Raw genomic sequence first — 12,738 nt, 5'->3', positions numbered from 1 at the left:
GCAGATGGGTGCGCGACTGGGCGCGGTGCTTTGGGATATGGACGGCACCCTGCTCGATTCGGAGAAGCTGTGGGATCTCGCGGTGCGCGAATTGGCGCGGGAGTTCGACCGCGAGATGACCGACGAGATCCGGCACGCGCTGATCGGTTCCTCAGTGGAGAATTCGCTGCGCATCATCTTCACCGGACTCGATATCGAGCCGACGCCCGCGGCTTTCGACCGGTGCGCCGCGTTCCTGGATCGACGCATGGTCGAACTGATGTCCGGTCCGATCCCGTGGCGGCCCGGCGCCAAGGATGCGCTGGCGCTGGTGCGCGAGGCAGGTCTGTCGACCGCTCTGGTCACCAATACCAAGCGCGCGTTCACCGAGTACGGCCTCGACACGCTGGGGCGCGAGTATTTCGACGTCACTGTGTGCGGGGATGAGGTGCCGCGCGGCAAACCCGCGCCCGACGGTTACCTGCGGGCCGCGGAATTCGTCGGTGTCGCGCCGGAAAGCTGTGTCGCGGTAGAGGATTCGCCGACCGGGGCGGCGGCCGCGCAGGCGGCCGGATGCGCGGTGATCGTGATTCCGTGCGAGATCCCGGTGCCCGCCGCGCCCGGTCGCACCTTCCGGGAATCCCTGGTGGGGCTCACCATTGACGATCTGCGGGTGGCGCTCGACGGTTTGTGACAGTTGTCACTGGCAATCTCGCCGAAAGGGGCGCGCGACGCGGGGCGCTGCACCAGAATTGCGCGCATGGTTGCGCTGGGGGTCCTCGACGAGATCGTCGATACCGCACGGTATCCGCTTGCCGAGCGCGCCGCGGCAGCCCGCGCGGCCGTCGTCGCCCTGGCACGCGCCGAGCTATCGGAGACCGGATGCACGGTGCTGTCCGGTTTTATTCGGCCCGATCGGCTCGAGGCGCTGCGCGCGCAGGGGGAGCGGGCGGCGCCGCACGCCTACTACACCGTCGAGCGGGTCAACGCCTACAACCTGCCGCTCGATGAGCCGCTGCCCGAGGATCATCCGGGTCGTATCGTGTTCGAACGCGGCAATGCCTTCGTCGCCCGCGACCGCATCCCCGAGGGCGCGCTGATCGAGCGGCTCTACACCGACGCGGCGTTCCAACGTTTCGTCGCCGAATGTTTCGGTATGGACGAACTGCACGAATACGCCGACCCGCTGGCCGGACTGTGCCTGAATGTGGTCGCACCGGGGATGGCGCATCCGTGGCATTTCGACACCAACGAATTCACCGTCAGCATGCTCACCCAGCCCGCCGAATCGGGCGGAATCTTCGAGTACTGCCCCAATATTCGCGCGCCGCGCGCCGAGCGTCCGGACGCGGTGCGCGCGGTGCTGACCGGCGCGGGCGAACACCTCATCAAGCGGCTCGAGTTGCGCCCCGGCGACCTGCAACTGTTCCTCGGCCGCTACTCGCTGCATCGGGTCTCGCCGGTATCCGGTGCACGGCAACGTCATTCGGCGATCTTCGCCTATACCGACCGTCCCGGTGTCATCGGGACGGCCGCGCGCACCCGCCAACTGTTCGGCCGGGTGCGCGCCGAGCACCGCGAGTCGGCCGCGATACGGGGCGACCGACTGCTCGACTGAGAGGAAATTCGGGGATATGCCAGTGTCGCCGCACACGACCGGGAAAGCCTCCTTCGACGAGATATATCGACGCCCCGATCCACGCGGCTACTACGCGCGCATGGCCGAATTGAACTACCGCATACCGGAATTGGCGAAGCCGTATTTCGAGCGGCAGTTGGCCGAATACCGGCGCGCCACCGGGGTTCAGACGCCGACCGTGCTCGATATCTGCTGTTCCTACGGTGTCAACGCCGCGATTCTGCGCTTCGGCGCCACCATGCGCGGCCTCACCGACTACTATGCCGCCGAGGGGGACCGCGCGGCCATGATCCATCGCGACGCCACGCGATTGGCCGCCGCCGATGTCGGACCCGAGGTGCGCTTCGTCGGTTTGGACGCCTCCCGGCCTCCGCTGGACTACGCGCGCGACTCGGGTCTGCTGCACGAGACCGTGCACGCCGATCTCGAGAACTCCGATCCCACACCCGAGCAGCGCCGCGTACTCGCGGGCGTCGACCTGGTCGTCTCCACCGGCTGCGTCGGCTACATCACCGAGCGCACCTTGACGCGCGTGGCCGCGGCCGATCCCGTGCGGCGGCCGTGGATGGCACACTTCGTGCTGCGCATGTACGGCTTCGAGACGATCGCGGCGCGCCTGGCCGGACTCGGCTACCGCACCGTGCGGGCGCCCGGCCTGTTCGAGCAGCGCCGCTTCGCCTCCGACGACGAGCGCGACCAAGTGCTGAACACCTTGGCCGCCAAAGGGATCGACAGCACCGACTGCGAAGCCGACGGTTGGCTCTATACACACCTCTACCTGTCCCGACCACAGACCGAATCCGAGGATCCGCAGTGACCGAACGCACCTTCGCCGCCGAGGACACCCTGCCCAGGGTGCCGCTGCCGACACTCGAGCACAGTTGCGCGCGCCTGTTGGAATGGTCCGCGCCGCTGCTCACCGCCGCGGAGTACGCGGCGACCGAGGCCGCCGTCGCCGATCTGCTGCGCGCCGACGGTCCCGGTCGCGTTCTGGATGGCGCGCTGCGCGAATACGATGCCACCCCCGGCGTCGGCAGTTGGCTCGACTTGTTCTGGCCCTCCCGCTATTTGGGCCGCCGCGACCGTATCGCGCTCAATGCCAACTTCTTCTTCCTCTTCCGCGACGACACCCCGCTCGCCGCCTCGACCGGACCGGGGCAGATTCCGCGCGCGGCCGGTCTGATCACGGCCGCGCTCGCCTACAAGCGCGCACTGGACGAGGAGACCGTCGCGCCGGTTCGTCAACGTGGACAGCGGCTTTCGATGTGGCAGAACAAATACCTGTTCTCCGAGACCAGGATTCCCGGCGAGCTCCAGGACACCGTGCGGGCGCCCTACAGTCCACAGTGGCCCGGCCCGTCGCAGGCCCGCCATATCGTAGTGTTCTTCCGGGGCAGTATGTTCCGGCTCGATGTGCTCGGGCCCAACGGCCTTCCGTATTCGGCGGCGGATCTGGCCGACGGTCTGCGCGCCGTGCTCAAGGCGGGCGCGCGCCCGGCCCGCACCGATACCGCCGTCGGCCATCTGACCACCAAGGCCAGGGCCGAATGGGCGCGCAGCCGCGCCGATCTGCGCACCGACCCGGTCAACGCCGTCGCGCTGGATGTCATCGAGACGGCGCTGTTCTGCTTGTGCCTGGAGGATTTCGCGCCCCGCGACACCCTGCAAGCCTGCGACCAACTGCTGCACGGCGACAGCGCCAACCGCTGGTTCGACAAATCGGTCTCGCTCGTCGTCTTCGGCGATGGCCAGGCGGGTATCAATGTCGAGCACTGCGGCTTGGACGGCACCACCATCCTGTCCTTCGTGGACAGCCTGCTCGAGACCACGGTGACCGAGCACGCCGACCGCTCGGGTGCGACGGCGCAGGGCCTGCCCGCGCTCGAACCGATCGAATTCGCGCTGACCGCCGCCCAGCGCACCGATATCGCCGCGGCGGGCGCGTCCTTCGCCCACTACGCGGCCGACAATGCCACCGCCACCCTCGCCTTCGAGGATTTCGGCACCGATCGGGCCAAGCGGCTCGGCCTGTCGCCCGATGCCTTCGCGCAGCTGAGCTATCAGCTCGCCCACCGGCGCAGCAAGGGCCTGACCGGTGCGACCTACGAATCCATCGCCACCAGGCAGTACCGCAACGGTCGCACCGAGGCCATGCGGGTGGTCACCCCCGAGATGGTGGCCTTCGTCGACGCCATGCAGGACCCGGCCGCCGACGCCGCCGCCCGGCGCGCGGCCGCGCTGAGCGCCGCCGCCGCGCACGTGGCGCGGGCCAAACAGTGTCGGGCGGGCGACGCGCCCGAACAGCACCTGTGGGAACTGCAGTGGATCCAGCGCCGCCGCGGCGCGGAACTCGGTGTCACCGCGCCGATTCCGCTCTACGACTGCCCCGGCTGGACGATCATGCGCGACGACTACCTGTCCACCAGCTCCGCGCCCTCGGTGAATATCCGCTACTTCGGTTTCGGCTCCACCAGCCCGAAATGTATCGGCGTCGCCTACGTCCTGCTGCCCGATCGCTGGAACATCTACCTCGCCACCCCCAAACCGGTGGCCGCTCAGATGTACGCCTTCGCCGAGCGACTGCGCGCGGCCGCGGCCGAGCTGATCGAGCTGTTCGAGACCGCCGGGTAGCGGCCCGCCCCGACCGAATTGCGGCGGGTTCGCGCCGGTCTGAGAGAATGACCGCTCGTGAAGACTTTCGAGACCCTGTTCGCCGAGCTGCAGGATCGCGCGGTCGCCCGCCCCGAGGGGTCGGGCACCGTCGCCGCACTGGATGCGGGCGTCCACGCCCAGGGCAAGAAGGTATTGGAAGAGGCGGGCGAGGTGTGGCTGGCCGCCGAACACGAGAGCGATGAATCCCTCGCCGAGGAGATCTCGCAGTTGCTGTACTGGGTCCAGGTGCTGATGGTGGGCCGGGGATTGAAGTTGGCGGACGTCTACCGACATCTGTGATGTCGCGAGTCCCCATTCTTTGACCCCACCCCCGGAAGGAACCCCATCCATGTTGCGCGTCGCCGTCCCCAATAAGGGCGCTCTGTCCGAATCCGCCACCTCGATCCTGGCCGAGGCGGGCTACCGCAGGCGCACCGATTCGCGCGACCTGACCGTCCTCGACCCGGCGAACCAGGTGGAATTCTTCTTCCTGCGCCCCAAGGACATCGCCATCTACGTCGGCTCCGGCGAACTGGACCTCGGCATCACCGGCCGGGACCTGGCCCTGGACTCCGGCGCCCAGGTGCAGGAGCGGCTGGCCCTCGGCTTCGGCCGCTCCACCTTCCGCTACGCCGCACCGGCCGGGCGCGAATGGTCGGTGCAGGACCTCTACGACAAGCGCATCGCCACCTCCTACCCGAATCTGGTGCTGCGCGACCTGCAGCGCCACGGGATCGAGGCCGAGGTCATCCGGCTCGACGGCGCGGTGGAGATCTCCATCCAGCTCGGCGTCGCCGACGCCATCGCCGATGTGGTCGGTTCGGGGCGCACGCTGCGCCAGCACAACCTGGCGCCCTTCGGCGAGACGCTGTGTGATTCGGAGGGCGTGCTCATCGAGCGCACCGGATCCGATCACCGCGACAAGGCCCGCAACCAGCTGGTGGCGCGGGTCCAGGGTGTCGTCTTCGCCCAGCAGTACCTGATGCTCGACTACGACTGCCCGAAGGAACTGCTGGAGGCGGCCGTGGCGATCACGCCGGGCCTGGAATCGCCCACCATCGCCCCGCTCACCGACCCTGATTGGGTCGCGGTGCGCGCGCTGGTGCCGCGCAAGCAGGGCAACGAGGTGATGGACCGACTCGCCGATATCGGCGCGAAAGCCATTCTGGCCACCGATATTCGGTCCTGCCGCGCCTTCTGACCCACCGCCGCAATTCACGAAAACCTCACGAATCGTTCGGAAGAATGATCCGCATCGGCGCGCACTATCGCTAAAGTGCGCTGTAATGTGCGCCAGGGAGGAAGAAGTGAAGGCTGTCGAGTCGGTATCGACCGGCGCATGGGCGCGCATCCGCAACGTCTTGGTCGTGACGGGTGATGTGATGGGTGTGCTGGTGCTCATCGCGGTGATCGCCCTGATCGGTTCGCACGGCGAGGCCATGGATCTGGTGGCCTCGATCGTGCACCACCGCTGAGTTCGCTACTCGGCGAGAGCCTCGGCGAGGATCTCCGCCTCCGATTCGCCCGCCCCGCCCTCCGGCCAGCCCGGATAGGGCGGTGGCGTGCCGCCGAATTCGGGGCACAGCGGGCGGTAGGCGCAATATCCGCACAGCCAACTGGGATTCGGCGCGAACTCGCCCGTGCGCCCGGCCTCGCGCACCGCCGCCCACAGCGCCGCGAGCGTGCGTTCGAAGCGCAGCAGCTCCGCCTCCTCGGGGGCGTAGGTGAGCGTCACCTCGTCGGCCAGGTAGATCAGCTTGAGCTGGGTGGGCACGATACCCCTGGTGCGCAGGATGACCAGCGCGTAGAACTTCAATTGGAACAGGGCTTTCAGCTCCTGGGTGAGCCCCGGCGCGCGGCCGGTCTTGTAGTCGACCACGCGCAGCTCACCGGTGGGCGCGCGATCGATGCGATCGACGAAGCCGCGCAACAGGACTCCATCGGCCGATTCGACCTCCACCCGCGCCTCACAGGATTCCGCGTCGAAGCTCGTCGGATCCTCCAACCGATAGTAGGTTTCGACGAGCGCGCGCACCTCGGCGAGAAAGCCCGCGCGCTCCTCGGCCCCGATGAGCTCGGCCACCTGCGGCGCCTCGGCCAACATTCGGGCCAGCGCGGGCTCGCTCAGCTCGGCGGCCCGCTCGGGTAGTCGCTCGGCGCGCGGCAGCCCGAACAACTCCTCCAGCACCGTATGCACCAGTGTGCCGCGCAACTGCACCCTGGTGGGCGGCTCCGGGATGCGATCGATGGCGCGCAGCCGGTATTTGAGCGGGCACTGTTTGAAATCCATTGCGCGCGACGGCGACAGCGCGGGCCGCGGACGACCCTCGGTGGGTTCGGCAGGGGGAGTGGTCGCGGGCACCGACATACCTGGCAGGCTATCCCGGCGTACCGACACGAATTCGCGCACAGTAGGGAGAGACTTTGACGGCCAGACGGACCGGCCCATTCGCCATCGGGGATCGGGTGCAGCTGACCGATGCCAAGGGTCGCCTGCACACGGTGGTGCTGGAGGAAGGCAAGGAGTTCCACACCCATCGCGGCGGGATCAAACACGACAGCCTGATCGGGACCGACGAGGGCAGCGTGGTGCAGTCCACCAACGGCACCCCCTATTTGGCGCTGCGGCCGCTGCTGGTCGACTATGTGCTGTCCATGCCGCGCGGCGCGGCCGTCATCTACCCGAAGGACGCCGCCCAGATCGTGCACGAGGGCGATGTATTCCCCGGTGCGCGGGTGCTGGAGGCCGGTGCGGGCTCCGGCGCGCTGACCTGCTCACTGCTGCGGGCGGTGGGGTCGCAGGGGCAGGTGATCTCCTATGAGATCCGAGAGGATCACGCCGAGCACGCGGTCCGCAATGTGGAGACCTTCTTCGGCGAACGCCCGGCGAACTGGTCGCTGACCGTCGCCGATGTGGCCGACTACGCGGGCGAGCAGGTCGATCGGGTGGTGCTGGATATGCTCGCGCCCTGGGACGCGCTGCCCGCCGTGTCGAAGGCGCTGGTCCCCGGCGGGGTGCTCATCGTCTATGTGGCGACCGTCACCCAGTTGTCCAAGGTGGTCGAGGCGCTGCGCGAGCAGGAATGCTGGACCGAGCCGCGCTCGTGGGAGTCGCTGGTGCGGCCGTGGCATGTGGTGGGGCTGGCGGTGCGGCCCGAACATCGCATGCAGGGCCACACCGCCTTCTTGGTCAGCGCCCGCCGCCTCGCGGAGGGTGTGGTGACGCCCAAACCGCAGCGCAGGCCGTCCAAGGGGTAGCTATGGCGTGCAGGGGGCCTTGGCGAAGCCGAACATGGTGCAGGCGCTCGCGTCGGAGAGCTTCCACTTGCCCTCGGTCCGCTCCCACGTCATCGGGACCGGAGCGGTGCCGTGCGGCGAGGTGATGTCCACCTTCGCCGCGGTTCGCGCGCCCTCGGTCTTGATATCGCTCACCGCGAAACTCAGCGCGTAGTGCGCCAGGCCCGCGTTCATCGCCTCGATATTGGCAGTCCGCTTGTCCCCGTTGACAATTGCGGCCACCTTATCGGCGGTGGGCTTGGTCGGATCGGCGATGAGGGACAGATTCGCCCGAAGTTCGTCCGCGCTGGGCGCGGCGATGGCACTGTGATCCGCGGCGGCGGTGGTCGTGGTCGTCGCCGCGGTGGTGGCCTTGTCGTCCGACCCGCAGCCCGCCACCGCGGCGGTGACGGCGAGCGTCGCGGCGGTGGCGGCCAGGGCGCGGCGCAGGGTACTGGCGGGAAGGAACATCTTCGGCAACCTTTCGGCTCGGTGGGCGAACTGGCTCGCCGCAAATGTGGTTAGGGCAGGCTAACATGGACCTTCCGCCGCCGATCGCAGCCCAGATGTGATCACGACGAAACCATGTCGGAAAGCGAGAACCGTTCGCGCCCGGTAGCGTTGATAGACCGGGACTGGGAGGAGCAGCACATGAGCCCCATCGAGAATTCGGATTCGGCGGCCTGGAGAGAGCTCGAGGCAGTGCGCGCCGAGGCGGCTGCACTCCGAAGGCAACTCGCCGATTCGCCGGATCACTCACGCGAATTGGAAGCCCGCATCGATTCGCTGACCATTCGCAACACGAAGCTGATGGATACCCTCAAGGAGGCGCGCCAGCAACTGGTGGCGCTGCGCGAGGAGGTCGATCGGCTCGGTCAGCCGCCGAGTGGCTACGGCATCCTGATCGGCGTGTTCGAGGATCAGACGGTCGACGTGTTCACTTCGGGTCGCAAGATGCGGTTGACCTGTTCGCCGAATATCGACACCTCGACCCTCGACTACGGCCAGACGGTCCGCCTCAACGAGGCGTTGACGGTCGTGGAGGCGGGTCGCTTCGACGCGGTCGGCGAGATCGGCACCTTGCGCGAGATTCTCGACGACGGCCGCCGCGCCCTCGTGGTCGGTCATGCCGACGAGGAGCGGGTGGTGTGGCTGTCCGGTCCCCTGGCCAAGGTCGCCGAGGTCGACGACCTCGACGATCCGGATTCCCCGATTCGCAAACTGCGGCCGGGTGATTCGCTGCTGGTCGACACCAAGGCCGGATTCGCCTTCGAGCGAATTCCCAAGGCGGAGGTCGAGGATCTGGTGCTCGAGGAGGTGCCCGATGTCGACTACACCGATATCGGCGGCCTGGCCCGCCAGATCGAGCAGATCCGCGACGCGGTGGAATTGCCCTTCCTGCACAAGGATCTGTTCCGCGAGTACGCGCTGCGTCCGCCCAAGGGTGTGCTGCTCTACGGTCCGCCCGGCTGCGGTAAGACGCTGATCGCCAAGGCGGTGGCCAATTCGCTGGCCAAGAAGATCGCCGAGGCACGCGGTGAGGATGCCAAGGAGGCCAAATCCTTCTTCCTCAATATCAAGGGTCCCGAACTGCTCAACAAGTTCGTCGGCGAGACCGAGCGCCACATCAGGATCATCTTCCAGCGGGCGCGCGAGAAGGCCTCCGAGGGCACCCCGGTGATCGTGTTCTTCGACGAGATGGATTCCATCTTCCGCACCCGCGGCTCCGGTGTGTCCTCCGATGTGGAGACCACGGTGGTGCCGCAGTTGCTCTCGGAGATCGACGGTGTCGAGGGTCTGGAGAATGTCATCGTGATCGGCGCGTCCAATCGCGAGGACATGATCGATCCGGCCATCCTGCGGCCCGGCCGCCTGGATGTGAAGATCAAGATCGAGCGCCCCGACGCGGAGTCGGCGCAGGACATCTTCTCCAAGTACCTCACCGAGGGTCTACCGCTGCATGTGGATGATCTCGACGAATTCGGCGGCGACAAGGCCCTGTGCGTGCGCGCGATGATCGAGCGCGTGGTGGACCGAATGTACGCCGAGAGCGAGGACAATCGCTTCCTGGAGGTCACCTACGCCAATGGCGACAAGGAAGTCCTGTACTTCAAGGATTTCAACTCCGGGGCCATGATCCAGAACATCGTGGATCGCGGTAAGAAGTACGCCATCAAAGCGGTGCTCGAGACCGGCAATCCGGGTCTGCGCATCCAGCATCTCTACGATTCGATCGTGGACGAGTTCTCCGAGAACGAGGACCTGCCCAACACCACGAATCCCGATGACTGGGCTCGCATCTCGGGCAAGAAGGGCGAGCGGATCGTCTACATCCGCACGCTGGTCACCGGGAAGAACGCCAGTGCCAGCCGGGCCATCGACACCGAGTCGAACACCGGTCAGTACCTGTAGGGGCATCGAGCAGATGGCCGCGCTTCCGTTGGGAGCGCGGCCATTTCGGTTTCCGGCGGGAGGTAGCGGCATGATCGGATCCGCACGATGTTTGCTGACCGCGCTGGGATGTGTCGGCATCCTGGTCGCGGGGTGTTCCTCGGGGGAGGCGAGACAGCCCGCGCCACCAGGCGCCTGGCCGCCCGATACGGATCGGGGCGACTGCGCGGTCCAGACACAGCGCGACGTGCCCGCCGCCATGCGCGACGGCACCGTGCTGCGCGCGGACGTCTACCGGCCGAGATCCGAACAGCCGGTGCCGGTGCTGCTCATGCGCACCCAATACGGCAAGGCGGCCGCGCAGATTCAGCCCTCGCGCTACCGCACACCCGAGTGGTTCGCCTCGCACTGCTACCTGGTGGTGGTGCAGGATGTGCGCGGTCTGGGCAGTTCCGACGGTGTGTTCACCGAATTCGGCAACGATCAGCACGACGGGTACGACACCGTGGAGTGGGCGGCCCAATTGCCCGGCGCCAACGGCGAAGTCGGCATGTACGGGTCGTCGTATGTGGGCGCGACGCAGTGGTTGGCCGCCACCGAGACCCCGCCGCATCTGCGCACCATCGTCCCCGCCAATACCGCCGCCGACTACTACGACGGCTGGACCTACGAGGGTGGGGCGTTCCGGCTCGGGTTCGTCGAGCCGTGGGCCATGGGCACCATCGGGGCCGAGGCCGCGCAGCGGCGCGGCGACAAGGCCACGGTCGATGAGCTGAAGGCGGCCGTCGCCGATACCACCCAGTGGTTGAATTACCGCCCCTACCAGCGGTTTCCGCCGCTGCGGCCGGACGATCCCGAGGTCGCGCCCTGGTTCTTCGACTGGATTCGCAATCCCACCCGCACGGACTACTGGCAGCGCTGGAGTATTCGCGACCGGTACGCCAATGTTCAAGTGCCCGTGCTGGATATCGAAGGCTGGTACGACGCCTTCTTGGCTGGCGGGGTGCAGAACTTCGCCGGCATGGTGGATCGCGGCGGATCACCGCTCGCCAAGCGGAATCAGCGGCTGGTCATCGGGCCGTGGGACCATTTGGGTTGGGGGCGAACCACTTCCACCATCGCGCCGCGACTCGAGCGCTTGGGTCCGGTGGCCGACAGCCCGATCAACGAGCTCATGTTGACCTGGTTCGACCATTTCCTGAAAGGCAAGGACAATGGCGTGGCGGGCGAGCCGCGCGTCGACTACTACCTGATGGGCGCGAACCGCTGGAAGTCCGCGCCGAGTTGGCCGTTGCCGCGCACGGAGTGGACCGAGTACTTCTTCACCGGCAATGGCGGCAACGGGCCGCAGGGACGGGTCGGTGCGTTGTCCGCGCAGCCGAACGGAAACGGTTCGGACCGTTACGTCTACGATCCGGCCACCCCCGCGCCGAGCGTCGGCGGGCACTCGTGCTGCGGTGTCGGGTCCGGACCGCAGGGGCCTTTCGATCAGACCTCCGTGGAGCAGCGCTCCGATGTGCTGACCTACACCGGCGCCCCGCTCGCCGCCGATACGGAGGTGACCGGCCCGGTGACGGTGCAGCTTTGGGCCGCGTCCACCGCGCCGGACACCGATTTCGTGGCCCGGCTCGAGGTGGTCGCCCCCGACGGTTCGGCGGTGAACCTCAATAACGGGATAGTGCGTGCCGCCCTGCGGGATTCACTCGATACGCCGGCACCGCTGCAACCGGGTAAGCCGTACCTGTTCACCATCGAGATCTGGCCGACCAGCTACCAGTTCCGGGCGGGTGATCGGATCCGAGTCGCGGTGTCCAGCAGCGACTATCCGCAGTACGCGCCCAATCCCAATACCGGCGAACCCTTCGGCGCGTCGGCCCGCACCCAGCCCGCCACCCAGACGATCTATCACGATGTCGCGCATCCGTCCTCGGTGGTGCTGCCGGTGATCCCGCCGGGCGACAGCGGATCCGATCGCTTTCCGCTGTCGCCCGGTGGGCGCTAGTTCTTGGTCGCGGTGACGGAGTCGAGGACGACCTCGGCCACCGGCGCGCCGTCGCCCCCGCCGCCCTGCACACCCGAGGCCGCGATGTTCTGCAGCACGTCCAGGCCGCGGGTCACCTTGCCGAAAGGTGTGTAGCTGGGCGGCAATTGGGTGTCCTTGTAGACCAGGAAGAACTGGCTGCCATTGGTGTTGGGGCCGGCGTTGGCCATGGCAATGGTGCCCGCCGGGTAGGTCGCGCCCGCGAGATTCTCGTCGGCGTACTTGTAGCCCGGACCGCCCATTCCGGTGGCGGTGGGATCGCCGCACTGCAGGACGAAGATGCCCTTGGTGGTCATGCGGTGGCATTTGGTGTGGTCGTAGTAGTTCTGGCCCGCGAGGAAGGCGAAGGAGTTCACCGTGTGCGGTGCGCCCGCCGCGTTCAGGTCCAGGGCGATGGTGCCGCAGGTGGTTTCGAGGGTGGCGGTGTAGGACGCGGCGGTGTCGATGGTGACCGCCGGTTCGGCCTGCCACTGTTTGCCATTGGGCTGACCGGGTTTCGGGTCCTGGCAGCCGGGCGCGGCGATCTCGCGGACGGTCTGGTCCATGGCGGTTGCGGTTCCCGACGCGAGTGTTAACGCCGCCGCCACCGCGGCCGCGCCGCCGCCGATTCGGCGCAGGACCCCCCTTGTTGTTCCGCCGTCGCGCCGCTGTCCCTGCACTTCACTGCTCACCGGTCAGAGTTCCCTTCAATAGGTCGTTGGGATGCGCTGCGCATCTTGCCACCTCCGGGCGCGCCGCGTTCGCCAACGCCACCCCCGTA

13 protein-coding genes are annotated in these 12,738 nt (G+C 67.6%); 10 read left to right on the top strand and 3 right to left on the bottom strand.

Going from position 1 to position 12,738, the window contains the following annotated elements; translation table 11 throughout:
- Positions 1-4 precede the first annotated feature (4 nt).
- From D5S18_RS32715 to D5S18_RS35130, 7 genes are all read left to right on the top strand, one after another.
- Entirely contained in the window at positions 5-673 is a 669-nt protein-coding gene (locus D5S18_RS32715) for an HAD family hydrolase (protein ID WP_120045011.1), read from the top strand.
- Positions 674-739: 66 nt separating this feature from the next.
- Positions 740-1,597 (top strand): HalD/BesD family halogenase, encoded by an 858-nt coding sequence (locus D5S18_RS32710; protein ID WP_120045010.1) that lies wholly within the window; start codon positions 740-742, stop codon positions 1,595-1,597.
- Positions 1,598-1,613: 16 nt separating this feature from the next.
- Positions 1,614-2,435 (top strand): class I SAM-dependent methyltransferase, encoded by an 822-nt coding sequence (locus D5S18_RS32705; RefSeq protein ID WP_120045009.1) that lies wholly within the window; start codon positions 1,614-1,616, stop codon positions 2,433-2,435.
- A complete protein-coding gene (locus D5S18_RS32700) occupies positions 2,432-4,249 on the top strand; it encodes a choline/carnitine O-acyltransferase (protein ID WP_120045008.1) in 1,818 nt (605 codons plus the stop codon). The genes D5S18_RS32705 and D5S18_RS32700 overlap by 4 nt, the downstream gene beginning before the upstream one ends.
- A 57-nt stretch (positions 4,250-4,306) precedes the next feature.
- Positions 4,307-4,570: a phosphoribosyl-ATP diphosphatase gene (locus D5S18_RS32695; RefSeq protein ID WP_120045007.1), complete on the top strand. Its 264-nt coding sequence runs from the start codon at positions 4,307-4,309 to the stop codon at positions 4,568-4,570.
- Between the two features lie 49 nt (positions 4,571-4,619).
- Positions 4,620-5,471 (top strand): ATP phosphoribosyltransferase, encoded by an 852-nt coding sequence (gene hisG / locus D5S18_RS32690; RefSeq protein ID WP_120045006.1) that lies wholly within the window; start codon positions 4,620-4,622, stop codon positions 5,469-5,471.
- A 106-nt stretch (positions 5,472-5,577) separates the two neighbouring features.
- Positions 5,578-5,745, top strand: coding sequence for a hypothetical protein (locus D5S18_RS35130; RefSeq protein ID WP_158608042.1), 168 nt, complete (start codon positions 5,578-5,580; stop codon positions 5,743-5,745).
- 5 nt (positions 5,746-5,750) lie between these two features.
- Here the strand turns inward: D5S18_RS35130 and D5S18_RS32680 are convergent, their stop codons facing one another.
- A complete protein-coding gene (locus tag D5S18_RS32680) occupies positions 5,751-6,638 on the bottom strand; it encodes a RecB family exonuclease (RefSeq protein WP_120045004.1) in 888 nt (295 codons plus the stop codon).
- Positions 6,639-6,694: 56 nt separating this feature from the next.
- On the opposite strand from D5S18_RS32680, the gene D5S18_RS32675 reads away from it, so the two are divergent.
- Entirely contained in the window at positions 6,695-7,528 is an 834-nt protein-coding gene (locus D5S18_RS32675) for a tRNA (adenine-N1)-methyltransferase (RefSeq protein ID WP_120045003.1), read from the top strand.
- Here the strand turns inward: D5S18_RS32675 and D5S18_RS32670 are convergent, their stop codons facing one another.
- Positions 7,529-8,017: a WKL family lipoprotein gene (locus tag D5S18_RS32670; RefSeq protein WP_120045002.1), complete on the bottom strand. Its 489-nt coding sequence runs from the start codon at positions 8,015-8,017 to the stop codon at positions 7,529-7,531.
- Positions 8,018-8,197: 180 nt separating this feature from the next.
- Here D5S18_RS32670 and arc point away from each other — a divergent pair, with 180 nt between their 5' ends.
- Together arc and D5S18_RS32660 are read left to right on the top strand one after the other, a co-directional pair.
- Positions 8,198-9,958 carry a proteasome ATPase gene (gene arc / locus D5S18_RS32665; protein WP_120045001.1) on the top strand — a complete coding sequence of 587 codons (1,761 nt, stop codon included), beginning with the start codon at positions 8,198-8,200 and terminating at the stop codon, positions 9,956-9,958.
- A 70-nt stretch (positions 9,959-10,028) separates the two neighbouring features.
- On the top strand, positions 10,029-11,939 hold the full coding sequence (locus tag D5S18_RS32660; protein ID WP_120045000.1) for a CocE/NonD family hydrolase: 1,911 nt from the start codon (positions 10,029-10,031) through the stop codon (positions 11,937-11,939).
- On the opposite strand, the gene D5S18_RS32655 is transcribed toward D5S18_RS32660, so the two are convergent.
- The gene (locus D5S18_RS32655; RefSeq protein ID WP_239004156.1) at positions 11,936-12,649 is read right to left on the bottom strand and encodes a peptidylprolyl isomerase; all 714 of its coding nucleotides are present in this window, start codon (positions 12,647-12,649) and stop codon (positions 11,936-11,938) included. The two genes, D5S18_RS32660 and D5S18_RS32655, sit on opposite strands and share 4 nt — an antisense overlap.
- Positions 12,650-12,738: the final 89 nt, after the last annotated feature.

The sequence above is a fragment of the Nocardia panacis genome (assembly GCF_003598715.1).
GTDB lineage: Bacteria > Actinomycetota > Actinomycetes > Mycobacteriales > Mycobacteriaceae > Nocardia > Nocardia panacis.
Note: the sequence above shows the minus strand (reverse complement) of the source record. Positions and strands in the feature narration are given on the sequence as shown.